Here is a 15,250-nt window from a genome sequence, read left to right on the forward strand (position 1 = left end):
GTCAGGCGCGGGCCGCGGCCCACTCGGCGGGGGTGAGCGCCTTGATGGACAGCGCGTGGATCTCGTCGGTGCGCATGCGCTCGCCCAGCGTGGCGTAGACGCGCTGGTGGCGCTGGATCAGGCGCTTGCCCTCGAAGTCGGCGGAGACCACCACGGCCTCCCAGTGGCGGCCGTCGCCGTCCACCTCGAGGTGGTCGCAGGCGAGGCCCGCGGCGATGAGCGAGCGCAGTTCTTGGGCAGTCATTGGCGGATCTTGTAGCCGATGCGCAGCAGGTGGACCGCGATCGCGGCCACGACGAGCAGGGACACACCGACGATGGACAGGCTCAGCAGCGGCGAGACGTCGCTGACGCCGAAGAAGCCGTAGCGGAAGCCGTCGATCATGTAGAAAAAGGGGTTGAAATGGCTCACCTGCTGCCAGAAGCCGGGCAGGGAGTGGATGGAGTAGAACACGCCCGAGAGCAGCGTCATGGGCACGATGACGAAGTTCTGGAAGGCGGCCATCTGGTCGAACTTGTCGGCCCACAGGCCGGCGATCAGGCCCAGCGTGCCCAGCAGCGCCGCGCCCATGAAGGCGAAGCCCAGCAGCCACAGCGGCTGCGCCACGGGGTGCCAGCCGAACAGCAGCGTGGCCAGCCAGACGCCGATGCCGCACAGGAAGGCGCGCGCCATCGAGGAGCCCACGTAGGCGATGAACCAGCTCCAGTGCGACAGCGGCGTGAGCAGCACGAAGACCAGGTTGCCCATGATCTTGCTCTGCACCAGCGAGGAGGAGCTGTTGGCGAAGGCGTTCTGCAGCATGGTCATCATGACCAGGCCGGGCACCAAAAAGCTGGAGTAGCTCACGCCCTCGTACACCGTCACCTGGCTTTGCAGCAGGTGGCCGAAGATGAGCATGTACAGCACCGAGGTCAGCACCGGCGCGCCCACGGTCTGGAAGATGACCTTCCAGAAGCGCAGCACTTCCTTGTAGAGCAGGGCCTGCCAGCCGGTCATGACAGCGCCCCCGCCTTCTCAATGCCGCGGGCGGCGGCGGGCGGGTTCCCCGCGCCTTCGCGGCCCCGCGCCATGACGTCGAAGAACACGTCCTCGAGGTCGGCCTTGCGGATCTCAACATCCTCCACGCGCAGGCCGGCCTGGCGGATCACCGCCAGGTGCTGCTCGATCTCGTGCGCGTCGTGCGCGGGCAGCTGCACGATGCGGCCGGTGACGCGGGCCTTGCCTTCGAACGCGGCCGGCAGCGCGCCGTCGACCTTGAAGCGAAGCACGTTGCTGGAGGCGGCCTTGAGCAGGTCGCTGGTGCGCTCCAGGGCGACGACGCGCCCGAGCTGCAGCATGGCGATGCGGCTGCACAGCGCCTCGGCCTCTTCGAGGTAGTGGGTGGTCAGCAGCACGCTGTGGCCCTGCTTGTTCAGGCGGGCGATGAACTGCCACAGGGTCTGGCGCAGCTCCACGTCCACGCCCGCCGTGGGTTCGTCCAGGACGATCACGGGCGGCTTGTGCACCAGCGCCTGGGCCACGAGCACGCGGCGCTTCATGCCGCCGGAGAGCTGGCGCATGTTGGCATGGGCCTTGTCCGCCAGGCCCAGGCTCTCCAGCAGCTCGGCGATCCAGGCCTCGTTGTTCTTGACGCCGAAGTAGCCGGACTGGATCCGCAGGGCCTCACGCACGGTGAAGAAGGGGTCGAACACCAGCTCCTGGGGCACGATGCCGAGCTGGCGGCGGGCCTGGGCGTAGTCGCCCTGGACGTCGAAGCCGTTCACGGTCACCCGGCCGGAGGTCGGCCGGGCGAGGCCGGCCAGGATGCTGATCAGCGTGGTCTTGCCGGCGCCGTTGGGACCGAGCAGGCCGAAGAACTCGCCTTCCTCGATGTCGAAGCTGACGGCGTCCAGCGCCTTCAGCCCGGCGCCGCCACGCGCCGCTGGGTATTGCTTGGTGACGGATTGGAAGGAGATGGCTGGCATGGGGAACCCATGATTTTACCCAGCCCTTCCCGGGCCGGCCGCGAACGCGGCAATGGCCTCAGCCGGCGACGGGCAGCAGCTCGGAAACGCCGTAGACGCCGGCGAGCTCGCCCAGGCGCGCCGGCATGCCGCGCACGGCGAAGCGCTTGCCACTGGCCAGGGCCTCGCGGCGGCATTCGAGCAGCACCGCGAGTGCCGAAGAATCGAAGTGCTGCAGCGCCGCGGCATCCGCCACGACGGTGTCACCCGCCTCCGAGCGCAGGCCCTGGGCCAGCATGCGCAGGCAGGCCGAGGCATCGGCATGGGTCAGCACCGCGGGCAGGACCAGCATCCCTCAGCCCTTCTTGCCCGTGGGCATGCCGGCCGGCGGGGTCGGGGTCGCGTTGGCCTTGTTGCGCTCGGCCAGCGCGGTGATCAGGCCGTCGATGCCCTTGCTGTTGATCTCCTGCGCGAACTGGCTGCGGTAGGTCTCGACCAGCCACACGCCCAGCACGTTCAGGTTGTAGATCTTCCAGCCCGGGCCCTCGCCGGGCGTCTTCTCCAGCCGGTAGTCGAGCTGGATCGGATCGCCACGGCCGCGGATCTCGGTGCGCACGACCACGTCGTCATCGGTCGGGGCGCCGCGCATGGGCTTGACGCTGATGACCTGGTCGTTCACCTGCGCCAGGGCGCCGGAATAGGTGCGCACCAGCAGCAGCTTGAACTCGTCCTGCAGGCGCTTCTGCTGCTCGGGCGTGGCCTGGCGCCAAGCCGGGCCCACGGCCGCGGCGGTCATGCGGCGGAAGTCCACCACCGGCATGATCTTGCGGTCCACGAAGTTGACGATGCGGCCCGTGTCGCCCGCCTGGATCGCCTTGTCGGCCTTGATGTCGGCCAGCGTCTCGTCGGAAATGCGCTTGATGAGCGCGTCGGGCGCCTCGTCGGCCGCCAGCGCGATCGCCGGCATGCCCAGTGCGGCCAGCAGCGCGGTGCCAGCGACCCAGATCCCAAAAGCTCGTCTTTTCATTGCGTTTCCCTTGTTGTGCGGCCGTTCAGCCCGCCGTCCGGGTTGGAAGACCCGGCATCGCCCGGGTTCCCGGTGGCGCATGCTTGAAACAGCTCTTCACCTTAACGCGACACAGCCCCATCCGGTTGGCTGGCCGCCGGCGCGGGGGGTGCGGACGGGCCATCGTCCAGCTTGGGGATGCGGCCGCCGTCGTCGTCCTCGCGTGGCTCGGCCCCGTCGCCGTCGCGCGGCTTGTCGTCGAAGATCTCGGCGCGCCGCTTCTGCAGGTAGGCGTCGCGGGTGAAGCTGTACTTGTCCAGCGCGGCACCCTCGATCACGTCGCCCAGCCGCAGCAGGTTGGCGCGGGTGTCGATGATGCGCAGCGCGAACAGCCCGTTGGCCTCGGCCTGCGTGGGCACGGTGCGGGTCAGGTCGCCGTAGCGCTCCACCGGAAGGGCCACCGTGTCGCGCAGGGTCGAGGGCCCCAGCAGCGGGAGCACCAGGTACGGGCCGGGCGGCACGCCCCAGCGCCCCAGGGTCTGGCCGAAGTCTTCCTTGTGGCGCTCGATGTTCGCGTCGCTGGCGACGTCGAACAGGCCGAGCACGCCGGCCGTGCTGTTCAGCTGGAAGCGCGCCAGGTTCTCGACCGCATCCTGCAGCCGGAACTGCAGCAGGCTGTTCACCGCCGACCAGGCGTCGCCCAGGTTGGAGAACACGTTGGAGACGCCGGTGCGCACCAGGGGCGGCACGAACTCGCGGTAGGCCGTGGCCACGGGCTTGAGCACCACCCCGTCGACCTTCTCGTTGAGGGTGCTCACGTTGCGGTTGAAGGGCTCGAAGGGATCGCGCGGGTCCTTGCCCATGGTCGCGCAGCCGGCCAGCGGCAGCAGCAATGCCACCAGCAGCGCGCGTGCGGTGACGCGGTGCGCGCTCATTTCTTGCCCGCGGCCGCCGGTGCGGCGTTGCCGCCGTCGGCGGCCTTGCTGTAGAGGAACTGGCCGATCAGGTTTTCCAGCACCACGGCGGACTGGGTGGCCTTGATCGAGTCGCCGGCGGCGAGGTTGCGCTCGTCGCTGCCCGGCTCGATGCCCACGTACTGCTCGCCCAGCAGGCCGCTGGTGAGGATCTTCAGCGAGCTGTCCTTGGGGAATTTGTAGCGATCCTCGAGCGACAGCGTGACCTGGGCCTGGAAGCCCTTGTCGTCGAAGCTGATGGACTCGACGCGGCCGACCACCACGCCGGCGCTCTTGACGGCCGCGCGCGGCTTCAGGCCGCCCACGTTGTCGAACTTCGCCGTCACCTTGTACTGGGACTCGAAGTTGAGGTTCAGCAGGTTCGCCGACTTGAGCGCCAGGAACAGGATGGCGGCCAGCCCCAGCATCACGAAGAGCCCCACCCACACGTCATTTTTCGATCGTTCCATTCACTGGCTCCTAGATACTGAACATCATCACGGTGAGCACGAAATCGAGCGCCAGCACCGACAGCGAGGAAATCACCACCGTGCGCGTGGTCGCGCTGGACACGCCCTCGGGCGTCGGCTCGCACTCATAGCCCTGCAGCAGGGCGAGGAAGGTGGTGGCGACGCCGAACACCAGGCTCTTGATCACGCCGTTGCCCACGTCCTTGAACACGTCCACGCCGCCTTGCATCTGGCTCCAGAAGGAGCCGGAATCGATGCCGATCAGCAGCACGCCCACCACGTAGCCGCCCAAGATGCCAACGGCGCTGAACACTGCCGCCAGCAGGGGCATGGCGATCACGCCGGCCCAGAAGCGCGGCGCCAGCAGGCGCAGCACCGGGTCCACCGCCATCATCTCCATCGCCGACATCTGCTCGCCGGTCTTCATGAGGCCGATCTCGGCGGTGATGGACGCACCGGCCCGGCCCGCATAAAGCAGCGCGGTGATCACGGGCCCGAGCTCGCGCACCAGGCTGAGCGCCACCAGCAGGCCCAGCGCCTCGGAGGAGCCATAGCGCTGCAGCGTGTAGTAGCCCTGCAGGCCGAGCACGAAGCCGACGAACAGGCCGGACACGGCGATGATGGCCAGCGAGTAGTTGCCCAGGAAGTGGATCTGGTCGCGCACCAGGCCGAAGCGGCGCATGGTGGGCCCGAAGAGCGTCACCAGCCGCATGAGCAGGCGCGAGGCATGGCCCCAGCCCGCCAGGCTGCGGCGCACGCGGAAGCCGAGTTCGGCCGGATGCAGCGGGCTCATGCCAGTCCTTGCCCGAAGTCCTCGGCCACGCTGGGGCCGGGGTAGTGGAAACGCACCGGGCCGTCGGCCTCGGCATTCACGAACTGCTTGACCAGCGGATTGTCCGACCGGCGCACCTCGTCCGGCGTGCCCTGGGCGGCGATCTTGCCGTTGGCCAGCACGATGATCTGGTCGGCCATGTGGAAGGTCTCCGGGATCTCGTGCGAGACCACCAGGCTGGTGATGCCCAGGGCATCGTTGAGCTGGCGGATCAGCCGGGCGGCCGTGCCCAGGGAGATCGGGTCCAGGCCGGAGAAGGGCTCGTCGTACATCACCAGGTCCGGGTCCAGGGCGATCGCACGGGCCAGGGCCACGCGCCGGTTCATGCCGCCGGAAATCTCCGAGGGCATGAGGTCGCGGGCGCCGCGCAGGCCCACGGCCTGCAGCTTCATCAGCACGATGTCGCGGATCAGGTGCTCGGCCAGGTCGGTGTGCTCGCGCAGCGGGAAGGCGACGTTGTCGAACACACTCATGTCGGCGAACAGCGCGCCGAACTGGAACAGCATGCCCATGCGGCGCCGGATGCGGTACAGGTCGTCCTGGCCCATGGGGCCGATGTCCTCGCCGTCGAAGAGGATCTGGCCGCCCGTGGCGCGCACCTGCCCGCCGAGCAGGCGCAGCGTGGTCGTCTTGCCCCCGCCGGACGCGCCCATGAGCGCCGTCACCTTTCCGCGCGGGATGGTGAAGCTCACGTCATCGAGGACGAGGCGGTCACCGTAGCCAAAGCTGAGGTGGCGGCACTCGACGAGCGCCGCGGACGGGGGTGGGGTCATCCGGTCGGGACTGCCAGCAGGGCTGGCGTGCAGGGGAAACCCTGAATCATAAAGGCCGAGGCGGTGTCGTGCATGACACCGCCCCGGCCCGGGCCTGCGCCGCGTTCAGCGGGGCAGGTCGGAGAAGCCCATCAGGAACTCATCCACGGCCCGGGCGGCCTGTCGGCCTTCCCGGATCGCCCACACCACCAGCGACTGGCCGCGCCGCATGTCGCCCGCGGCGAACACCTTGGGCACGTTGGTGACATAGCCACCCGTGAAGTCAGTGCTCGCTTTGGCGTTGCCGCGGTTGTCCTTGTCGACGCCGAAGGCATCCAGCACGGTGCCCACCGGGCTGGTGAAGCCCATGGCCAGCAGCACCATGTCGGCCTTGAGCACCTGCTCGGAGCCCGGCACCTCGGCCATCTTGCCGTCCTTCCATTCGACGCGCACGGTCTTCAGGCCGGTCAGCTTGCCCTTCTCGCCCAGGAACTCCTTGGTGGCGATGGCGAACTCGCGCTCGCAGCCTTCCTCGTGGCTGGAGGAGGTGCGCAGCTTGTACGGCCAGTAGGGCCAGGTCAGCGGCTTGTCCTCTTCCTCGGGCGGCTGGGGCATCAGCTCGAACTGCACCACCGAGGCAGCGCCATGGCGGTTGCTGGTGCCCACGCAGTCGGAGCCGGTGTCGCCACCGCCGATCACGATGACGTGCTTGCCGGCCGCGGACAGCTGGCCCTTGAGCTTGTCGCCGGCGTTGACCTTGTTCTGCTGCGGCAGGAACTCCATGGCGAAGTGCACGCCCGCCAGGTCACGGCCCGACACCGGCAGGTCGCGCGACTGCTCGGCGCCGCCGGCCAGCAGCACGGCGTCGAACTCTTTCTGCAGCTGCTCGGGGCTGACGGTTTCCTTGGCCCAGTTGGTGACCTTGCTGCCTTCGGGCAGCTGGGCGACCATGACGCCGGTGCGGAAGGTGACGCCCTCGGCCTTCATCTGCTCCACGCGGCGGTCGATGTGCGACTTCTCCATCTTGAAGTCGGGGATGCCGTAGCGCAGCAGGCCGCCCACGCGGTCGTTCTTCTCGAACACCGTGACGTCGTGGCCGACGCGGGCCAGCTGCTGGGCCGCGGCGAGGCCGGCCGGGCCGGAGCCCACCACCGCGACCTTCTTGCCGGTCTTGATGCGGGCCGGACGGGGCTTGACCCAGCCGTGTTCCCAGGCGCGGTCGATGATCGCGTGCTCGATGGACTTGATGCCCACCGCGTCGTCGTTCACGTTCAGCGTGCAGGCCGCCTCGCAGGGCGCGGGGCAGATGCGGCCGGTGAACTCGGGGAAGTTGTTGGTGGAGTCCAGCACCGCCCAGGCATTCTGCCAATCCTGGCGGTACACCAGGTCGTTGAAGTCCGGAATGATGTTGTTGACCGGGCAGCCCGAGTTGCAGAAGGGCGTGCCGCAGTCCATGCAGCGCGCACCCTGCACCTTCGCCTGCTCGTCGGTCAGGCCGATGACGAATTCCTTGTAGTGCTTCAGGCGCTCGGGAACGGGCTTGTAGCCCTCCTCGACGCGCTCGAATTCCATGAAGCCGGTGATCTTGCCCATTTTGTTTCGTCCTTACTTGGCCGCCACGGGCGCGTCATGCTTCATGGCGACGTGCGCGTTGGTGCCCGCGCTCGCTTCTTCCACCTCACGCTCGTACATCTCGGCGAGCGCACGCTTGTATTCGTTCGGGAACACCTTCACGAACCGGCCCCGGGCCTGCTCCCAGTTGTCCAGCAGTTCGCGGGCGCGCTTGCTGCCGGTCCAGCGGTTGTGGTCTTCCAGCAGCTTCTTGAGCAGCACCTCGTCGTGCTGGTCCTTGTGCAGGCGGGTGCGGCCGGCCGACGCCTTCTGCTCGGCGGCGGCGTGCACCTTCTCCAGCGACACCATGGCCGTGTTGCAGCGCTTGGCGAACTGGCCGTCCTCGTCGTACACATAGGCCACGCCGCCGGACATGCCGGCCGCGAAGTTGCGGCCGGTCTTGCCCAGCACCACCACCGTGCCGCCGGTCATGTACTCGCAGCCGTGGTCGCCCGTGCCTTCCACCACCGTGGTCGCGCCCGACAGGCGCACCGCGAAGCGCTCGCCGGCCACGCCGGAGAAGAAGGCCTCGCCGGTGGTCGCACCGTACAGCGCCGTGTTGCCGATGATGATGTTCTTGGTCGCCTCGCCGCGGAAGTCGATGCTGGGACGCACCACGATGCGGCCGCCCGACAGGCCCTTGCCGGTGTAGTCGTTGGCATCGCCGATCAGGTACAGCGTGATGCCGCGCGTGAGGAAGGCGCCGAAGGACTGGCCGCCCGTGCCTTCCAGCTGGATGCGGATGGTGTCGTCCGGCAAGCCCTCGGGGTGCGCCTTGGTCACGGCGCCCGACAGCATCGCGCCCACGGAGCGGTTGACGTTGCGCGCCACCTCCATGAACTGCACCTTCTCGCCGCGCTCGATGGCCGGGCGCGACTTGGCGATGAGCACGTTGTCCAGGCTCTTCTCGAGCCGGTGGTCCTGCGTCTCGGTGTGCAGGCGCGGCACCTCGGCCGGCACCTGGGGCTGGGCGAACAGGCGGCCGAAGTCCAGGCCGCGCGCCTTCCAGTGCGCGATGCCCTTCTTCATGTCCAGCAGGTCGGCACGGCCGATCAGATCGTCGAACTTGCGGATGCCCAGCTGCGCCATGATCTGGCGCACTTCCTCGGCGACGAAGAAGAAGTAGTTCACGACATGCTCGGGCTTGCCGGAGAACTTCTTGCGCAGCACCGGGTCCTGCGTGGCCACGCCCACCGGGCAGGTGTTCAGGTGGCACTTGCGCATCATGATGCAGCCCTCGACCACCAGCGGCGCGGTGGCGAAGCCGAACTCGTCGGCGCCCAGCAGCGCACCGATGACCACGTCGCGGCCGGTCTTCATCTGGCCGTCGGCCTGCACGCGGATGCGGCTGCGCAGGCGGTTCAGCACCAGGGTCTGCTGGGTCTCGGCCAGGCCGATCTCCCAGGGCGAGCCGGCGTGCTTGATGGACGACCAGGGCGAGGCGCCCGTGCCGCCGTCATGGCCGGCGATCACCACGTGGTCGGCCTTGCACTTGGCGACGCCCGCGGCGATGGTGCCCACGCCCACTTCCGACACCAGCTTCACGCTGATGGAGGAATGCGGCGAGACGTTCTTCAGGTCGTGGATCAGCTGCGCCAGGTCCTCGATCGAGTAGATGTCGTGGTGCGGCGGCGGCGAGATCAGGCCCACGCCCGGCACCGAGTGGCGCAGGAAGCCGATGTACTTGGAGACCTTGCCGCCGGGCAGTTGGCCGCCCTCGCCCGGCTTGGCGCCCTGGGCCATCTTGATCTGCACCTGGTCGGCGGAGACCAGGTATTCGGCGGTGACGCCGAAGCGGCCGGAGGCCACCTGCTTGATGCGCGAGCGCAGCGAATCGCCCTGCTGGAGCTGGTAGTCCACCTCGACCTGTTCCTGGCCGATGATGTCGCCCAGGGTCTGGCCCTGGTTGATCGGGATGCCCTTGAGCTCCTGGCGGTAGCGCGCCGGGTCCTCACCGCCTTCGCCGGTGTTGCTCTTGCCGCCGATGCGGTTCATGGCGACGGCCAGCGTGGCATGCGCCTCGGTGGAGATGGAGCCCAGCGACATGGCGCCGGTGGCGAAGCGCTTGACGATCTCCTTGGCCGGCTCGACCTCGTCGATCGGGATCGCCTTGCTCGGCTCCAGCTTGAACTCGAACAGGCCGCGCAGCGTCATGTGGCGGCGGCTCTGGTCGTTGATCAGCTGGGCGTACTCCTTGTAGGTGTTCCAGTTGTTGGCGCGGGACGCGTGCTGCAGCTTGGCGATCGCGTCGGGCGTCCACATGTGCTCTTCGCCACGGGCGCGCCAGGCGTACTCGCCGCCGGCGTCCAGCATGTTCTCCAGCACCGGGTCGTCGCCGAAGGCGGCCTTGTGCATGCGGATCGCTTCCTCCGCGATCTCGAACACGCCGATGCCCTCGACGCGGCTGGCGGTGCCGGTGAAGTACTTCTCGACGGTGTCGCTGTTCAGGCCGATGGCCTCGAACAGCTGCGCGCCGCAGTACGACATGTAGGTGGACACGCCCATCTTGGACATGATCTTGGACAGGCCCTTGCCCACCGCCTTCACGTAGTTGTAGATGGCCTTGTCGGGCGACAGGTCGCCGGGCAGGTCCTTGTGGATGGAGACCAGGGTCTCCATCGCCAGGTAGGGGTGCACGGCCTCGGCGCCGTAGCCAGCCAGCACGCCGAAGTGGTGCACTTCGCGGGCGGAGCCGGTCTCCACCACCAGGCCGGCGGTGGTGCGCAGGCCCTCGCGCACCAGGTGCTGGTGGATGGAGGACAGCGCCAGCAGCGCCGGGATCGCCACCTGCGTGGACGAGACCGCGCGGTCGCTGATGATGAGGATGTTCTTGCCGCCCTTGATCGCGTCCACCGCCTCCGCGTTCAGCGAGGCCAGCTTGGCTTCCACGCCCTCGTGGCCCCAGGCCAGCGGGTAGGTGATGTCCAGCGTGTAGCTGCGGAACTTGCCGTGGGTGATGGTCTCGATGTCGCGCAGCTTGGCCATGTCGGCGAAGTCCAGCACGGGCTGGCTCACCTCCAGGCGCAGCGGCGGGTTGACCTGGTTGATGTCCAGCAGGTTCGGCTTGGGGCCGATGAAGGACACCAGCGACATCACGATCGCCTCGCGGATCGGGTCGATCGGCGGGTTGGTCACCTGGGCGAACAGCTGCTTGAAGTAGTTGTACAGCGGCTTGTTCTTGGACGAGAGCACGGCCAGCGGGCTGTCGTTGCCCATGGAGCCGATGGCCTCTTCGCCGGCCTGGGCCATGGGAGACATCAGGAACTTGATGTCTTCCTGGCTGTAGCCGAAGGCCTGCTGGCGGTCCAGCAGGTCCAGGTCGCTGTGCGGGATGGTGCCGGTGGTGTCCGTCAGGTCATCCAGCTTGATGCGCAGGTTCTCGATCCACTGCTTGTAGGGCTTGCTGGCGGCGAGGCTGGCCTTGAGCTCCTCGTCGTCGATCATGCGGCCCTGCTCCAGGTCGATCAGGAACATCTTGCCGGGCTGCAGGCGCCACTTGCGCACGATCTTGTTCTCGGGCACCGGCAGCACGCCGGACTCGGAAGCCATGATCACCAGGTCGTCGTCGGTCACGCAGTAGCGCGAGGGGCGCAGGCCGTTGCGGTCCAGCGTGGCGCCGATCTGGCGGCCGTCGGTGAACACGATGGAGGCCGGGCCGTCCCAGGGCTCCAGCATGGCGGCGTGATACTCGTAGAAGGCCTTGCGGCGCTCGTCCATCGTGGTGTGCTGCTCCCAGGGCTCCGGGATCATCATCATCACGGCCTGGTAGATGGGGTAGCCCGCCATCGTCAGCAGCTCGAGGCAGTTGTCGAAGGTGGCGGTGTCGGACTGGCTGGCGAAGCTGATGGGGTAGAGCTTCTTCAGGTCGGCGCCCAGCACCGGCGAGGACATCACGCCTTCGCGCGCCTTCATCCAGTTGTAGTTGCCCTTGACCGTGTTGATCTCGCCGTTGTGGGCGACGTAGCGGTACGGGTGGGCCAGCGGCCACTCGGGGAAGGTGTTGGTGGAGAAGCGCTGGTGCACCAGGGCCAGGGCCGAGACGCAGCGCGCGTCCTTCAGGTCCAGGTAGTAGGTGCCCACCTGGTCGGCCAGCAGCAGGCCCTTGTAGACCACGGTGCGGCTGGACATCGAGGGAACGTAGTATTCCTTCGAGTGCTTGAGCTGCAGGTTCTGGATCGCGGCGCTGGCGGTCTTGCGGATCACGTACAGCTTGCGCTCCAGCGCGTCCTGCACCACCACGTCGGCGCCGCGGCCGATGAAGACCTGGCGCAGGATGGGCTCCTTGGCGCGCACGGCGGGCGACATGGGCATCGCGGTGTCCACCGGCACGTCGCGCCAGCCCAGGAGCACCTGGCCCTCGGCCTTCACCGCGCGTTCCAGCTCCTGCTCGCAGGCCAGGCGGGACGCGTGTTCCTTGGGCAGGAACACCATGCCCACGCCGTACTCGCCCTGGGGCGGCAGTTCCACGCCCTGCTTGGCCATCTCCTCGCGGTACAGCGCGTCCGGCAGCTGGATCAGAATGCCGGCGCCGTCGCCCATCAGCTTGTCCGCGCCCACGGCGCCCCGGTGGTCCAGGTTCTCCAGGATCTTCAGGCCCTGCTGGACGATGTTGTGGCTCTTCTCGCCCTTGATGTGCGCGACGAAGCCGACGCCGCAGGCGTCGTGCTCGTTGGCCGAGGAATACAGGCCGTTGCGTTGCAGATGGGAAATCTCGGCGGCCGTGGTCATGGGCTGCTCCTGCCTAGGGAAAACGTGGAGGACGGAGCTTAATGCAGTGCAACAAGCCTGCCAAGTAGAAAAATTGGGGTCTGACCCCAATTAATCCGCTTAGCCGAATTGCGTGCTTTTAATTGGGGACAGATTCTGGGCGTTTCGGCGGCCGGCCCGCCCTGCCCTTGCTCAGCCGCCGGCCGGTCCGCTTCTGCAGCTCTGCGACGTAGTCGGCGTCGCCCAGGGCCCAGCCGCGCAGGGTCGCCTCGGTCAGCGCCGCCTGCTGGGCCGGGCTCAGTCCGGCCCGCACCAGGTCGGCGTAGGCCGCTTCCCGGGCGAAGGGGGTGTTGCCGAGTGCCCAGTACAGGGCATGGGGGACGACCAGCCGGTCGGTGCGCAGGCCCAGGTGGTGCGCATGGCTGGACCAGGGGTAGGCGGCCGGGTCGGTCACCAGCCCGGCACGGACCGGGTTCAGCTCGATGTAGGCCATGCAGGCCAGCAGGTAGCGCTCGGGCTGGACGAGCGTGCAGCGGTAGCGGCCCTCCCACAGCGTGCCGCTGCGGCCGTGCCGCAGGTTGAACCCGCGAACGTAGGCCCGCCCCACCGCCTGCATCATCTGCGGGACGCCCTCGGCCGTCCCGGGCGTGGCCAACAGGTGGAAGTGGTGGTCCATCAACACGTAGGCGTGGATGGCGACGCCGTGCTTGCGCGATTGCTCCTGCAGCAAGGCCAGCAGGTGCTCGTGATCCTCGGCGTCCACGAACACGGCCTGCCCGTTGTTGCCCCGCTGGAGGATGTGGTGCGCCTGGCCGGGAAGGGTGAGTCGGGGCAGGCGGGCCATGGTCCACCGATGTTAATGGGGGTCAGAGCCCCATCCGCCGCTCATTGCAGGCCGGGGTAGCGCAGGACTTCCAGGCCCTGGAGGCCGAACTCGGCCAGGATGGCGCGCAGGCGCTGGGCGGCCGCGCGCTTGGGCTGGCCGGTGCGGGTCGCCAGGATGAGCTCGTTCTTCATGCTGTGCTCCCAGCCCACGAGCTCGGTCACGGTGACCTGGTAGCCCATGGCCTCCAGGTACAGGCAGCGCAGCACGTTGGTGAGCTGGCTGCCCAGCTCGCGGGTGTGCAGCGGGTGCCGCCACAACTCGGCCAGGGGCGTGCGCGACAGCGCCTGCGCCTTTTCCTTGCGCAGCCAGCCCGCCAGTTCGGCCTGGCAGCAGGGCACCAGCGCCATGTGGCGGGCCTTGCGGCGCAGGCCGAAGGCGATGGCGTCGTCGGTGGCCGTGTCGCAGGCATGCAGGGCCGTGACCAAGTCGATGGCCTCGGGCAGGGCCGATTCGCTCGCCGCGTCCTCGGCGCGGATGGCCAGGAAGCTCATGCGGCCGAAGCCCAGGCGCTGCGCCAGCGCGCGCGAGCGCTCCACCAGCTCGGTGCGCGTCTCGATACCGTACACATGGCCTTCGGCACGCTGCCGCAGCACCAGGTCGTACAGGATGAAGCCCAGGTAGGACTTGCCGGCGCCGAAGTCGGCCAGCGTCGGATGGCCGGGCGCGTCGGGCACCTGGGCCAGCAGCTTCTCGATGAACTGCACCAGGTGGTAGACCTGCTTGAGCTTGCGCCGCGAATCCTGGTTGATGCGGCCCTCGCGCGTGAGGATGTGCAGTTCCTTGAGCAACTCCACGGACTGGCCGGGTCGCAGCTCGGGCAGGTCCTGTTCCAGGGTCTTCATGCGCCCTCCCCGTCCACCGGCGCATCGCCGCGGCCCACGCGGAGCGCGGCCCAGCCTTCGTGTCCCAGGCGTTCCAGCGTCGCGATGTTGGCGCCGTAGATGGCCTGCGCATCCGGGTAGGCGTCCACGGCGCGCTGCACGCTGTCCTCGCGCAGCAGGTGCAGCGTGGGCCAGGGTGCGCGGTTGCTGAAGTTCGAGAGGGCGTCCGGCGCCGCGTCGCCGAATTCGAAATCGGGGTGGAAGCTTGCGATCTGAAGCACGCCGTCCAGCCGGCGCTTGCGCAGAAGCCGCTGCGCCATGGCCTCCAGGTGCTGGAACTCGAGGAAGTCCGCGAAGCCGCCCGTCAGCACCAACAGGGTGGTATCGCGCCGGGCGGGGTCCTCGGCCAGGAGCGCATCCATCTCGTGCCCCAGGGCTTCCAGCGCCTCGGCCGGCGCGGCCGCGTCGCAGGCCGCGTAGTGCACCTGCCCCTTCACATGCACCGCCTTGGCGAAGGGGCACAGGTTCAGGCCGATGACGGCGCGCTCCAGCCAGTGGCGCATGTCGCGCAGCGCCTGCGCCTGCCGGGCCTGCATGTCAGTGGAAGCTGTTGGGCTGGCCGACGAGCAGCCGGGCGAGTTCGTCCAGCAGCGCCTGGTCGACCTGCTCGCTGGCGTGGGAGGCGTGCAGGATGCCGAAGCCCTCGCCGTTCATCACCCGGAAATGCACGAGGCCGCGCTCGTGGTCGGGCGTCAGCATCACGTTGCCGCGCGTCTCCGTGTCGTACTGGAACTCGTAGGCCAGCAGCTTGTTGGTCTCGGGGCTGCGGATGTCCAGCCGCTCGTGGCGCACCGGGCCCATCGCCAGCCGGTCCTGCACGCGCTCCAGGTCGGGCGGGAAATTGACGCGCACGCTGCCGCGCACCGGCATGCCGCTGCGCGGCACGATGCGCCAGCCCATGGCGATGCGCTCGAAGCCCTCGCGCCCCTGCACGCTCTGGTGCCGGGCGTCGACGCGGAAATCGATTAGCTTCATGCGCGGCCAGGGGGTCTTGCCGTCCAGGCTCATGGCCGGCCCGTCGGGCTCGAGCACGTTCAGCTGGTGGGCGAGGTCCTGCAGGTAGGCCAGCGCACGCCGGCACGCCGCCTCGGTGTGCTGCGACTGCGACTGGGCGCGGGTCTGGACCTGCTGCTGCTGGTCCTGCAGTGCGCGCGCCTGCGACTTGAGCTGGTTGAGGAAACTCACGGGGGCGAAAAGGACGGGGCCGGG

At 68.5% G+C, this 15,250-nt stretch carries 15 protein-coding genes; all 15 read right to left on the minus strand.

Annotated features, from left to right (window positions below):
- Position 1: 1 nt before the first annotated feature.
- A complete protein-coding gene (locus IM725_RS05350) occupies positions 2-244 on the minus strand; it encodes a BolA family protein (protein WP_193779543.1) in 243 nt (80 codons plus the stop codon).
- Positions 241-996 (minus strand): ABC transporter permease, encoded by a 756-nt coding sequence (locus IM725_RS05355; protein ID WP_193779544.1) that lies wholly within the window; start codon positions 994-996, stop codon positions 241-243. Before IM725_RS05355 ends, IM725_RS05350 begins: the two co-directional genes overlap by 4 nt.
- On the minus strand, positions 993-1,964 hold the full coding sequence (locus IM725_RS05360; protein ID WP_193779545.1) for an ABC transporter ATP-binding protein: 972 nt from the start codon (positions 1,962-1,964) through the stop codon (positions 993-995). The genes IM725_RS05355 and IM725_RS05360 overlap by 4 nt, the downstream gene beginning before the upstream one ends.
- Positions 1,965-2,022: 58 nt before the next feature.
- Positions 2,023-2,295 carry an STAS domain-containing protein gene (locus tag IM725_RS05365; protein ID WP_193779546.1) on the minus strand — a complete coding sequence of 91 codons (273 nt, stop codon included), beginning with the start codon at positions 2,293-2,295 and terminating at the stop codon, positions 2,023-2,025.
- A 3-nt stretch (positions 2,296-2,298) separates the two neighbouring features.
- Positions 2,299-2,970 carry an MlaC/ttg2D family ABC transporter substrate-binding protein gene (locus IM725_RS05370; protein ID WP_193779547.1) on the minus strand — a complete coding sequence of 224 codons (672 nt, stop codon included), beginning with the start codon at positions 2,968-2,970 and terminating at the stop codon, positions 2,299-2,301.
- Positions 2,971-3,071: 101 nt separating this feature from the next.
- On the minus strand, positions 3,072-3,884 hold the full coding sequence (locus IM725_RS05375) for an MlaA family lipoprotein (protein ID WP_193779548.1): 813 nt from the start codon (positions 3,882-3,884) through the stop codon (positions 3,072-3,074).
- Positions 3,881-4,372, minus strand: coding sequence for an outer membrane lipid asymmetry maintenance protein MlaD (gene mlaD / locus IM725_RS05380; RefSeq protein WP_193779549.1), 492 nt, complete (start codon positions 4,370-4,372; stop codon positions 3,881-3,883). Before mlaD ends, IM725_RS05375 begins: the two co-directional genes overlap by 4 nt.
- Positions 4,373-4,382: 10 nt before the next feature.
- Positions 4,383-5,165 (minus strand): lipid asymmetry maintenance ABC transporter permease subunit MlaE, encoded by a 783-nt coding sequence (gene mlaE / locus IM725_RS05385; RefSeq protein ID WP_193779550.1) that lies wholly within the window; start codon positions 5,163-5,165, stop codon positions 4,383-4,385.
- The gene (locus IM725_RS05390; protein WP_193779551.1) at positions 5,162-5,977 is read right to left on the minus strand and encodes an ABC transporter ATP-binding protein; all 816 of its coding nucleotides are present in this window, start codon (positions 5,975-5,977) and stop codon (positions 5,162-5,164) included. Before IM725_RS05390 ends, mlaE begins: the two co-directional genes overlap by 4 nt.
- 105 nt (positions 5,978-6,082) lie before the next feature.
- Positions 6,083-7,549, minus strand: a complete 1,467-nt coding sequence (locus IM725_RS05395) for a glutamate synthase subunit beta (protein WP_193779552.1) — start codon at positions 7,547-7,549, stop codon at positions 6,083-6,085.
- Positions 7,550-7,561: 12 nt separating this feature from the next.
- Positions 7,562-12,295 (minus strand): glutamate synthase-related protein, encoded by a 4,734-nt coding sequence (locus IM725_RS05400; RefSeq protein ID WP_193779553.1) that lies wholly within the window; start codon positions 12,293-12,295, stop codon positions 7,562-7,564.
- A 118-nt stretch (positions 12,296-12,413) separates the two neighbouring features.
- The gene (locus IM725_RS05405; RefSeq protein ID WP_193779554.1) at positions 12,414-13,118 is read right to left on the minus strand and encodes a transposase; all 705 of its coding nucleotides are present in this window, start codon (positions 13,116-13,118) and stop codon (positions 12,414-12,416) included.
- Positions 13,119-13,159: 41 nt separating this feature from the next.
- On the minus strand, positions 13,160-14,002 hold the full coding sequence (locus IM725_RS05410; RefSeq protein WP_193779555.1) for a class I SAM-dependent methyltransferase: 843 nt from the start codon (positions 14,000-14,002) through the stop codon (positions 13,160-13,162).
- Positions 13,999-14,577: a DUF1415 domain-containing protein gene (locus tag IM725_RS05415; RefSeq protein WP_193779556.1), complete on the minus strand. Its 579-nt coding sequence runs from the start codon at positions 14,575-14,577 to the stop codon at positions 13,999-14,001. The genes IM725_RS05410 and IM725_RS05415 overlap by 4 nt, the downstream gene beginning before the upstream one ends.
- A gap of 1 nt (position 14,578) precedes the next feature.
- Positions 14,579-15,226 (minus strand): hypothetical protein, encoded by a 648-nt coding sequence (locus IM725_RS05420; protein ID WP_193779557.1) that lies wholly within the window; start codon positions 15,224-15,226, stop codon positions 14,579-14,581.
- Positions 15,227-15,250: the final 24 nt, after the last annotated feature.

The organism is Ramlibacter aquaticus (genome assembly GCF_015159745.1).
GTDB lineage: Bacteria > Pseudomonadota > Gammaproteobacteria > Burkholderiales > Burkholderiaceae_C > Ramlibacter > Ramlibacter aquaticus.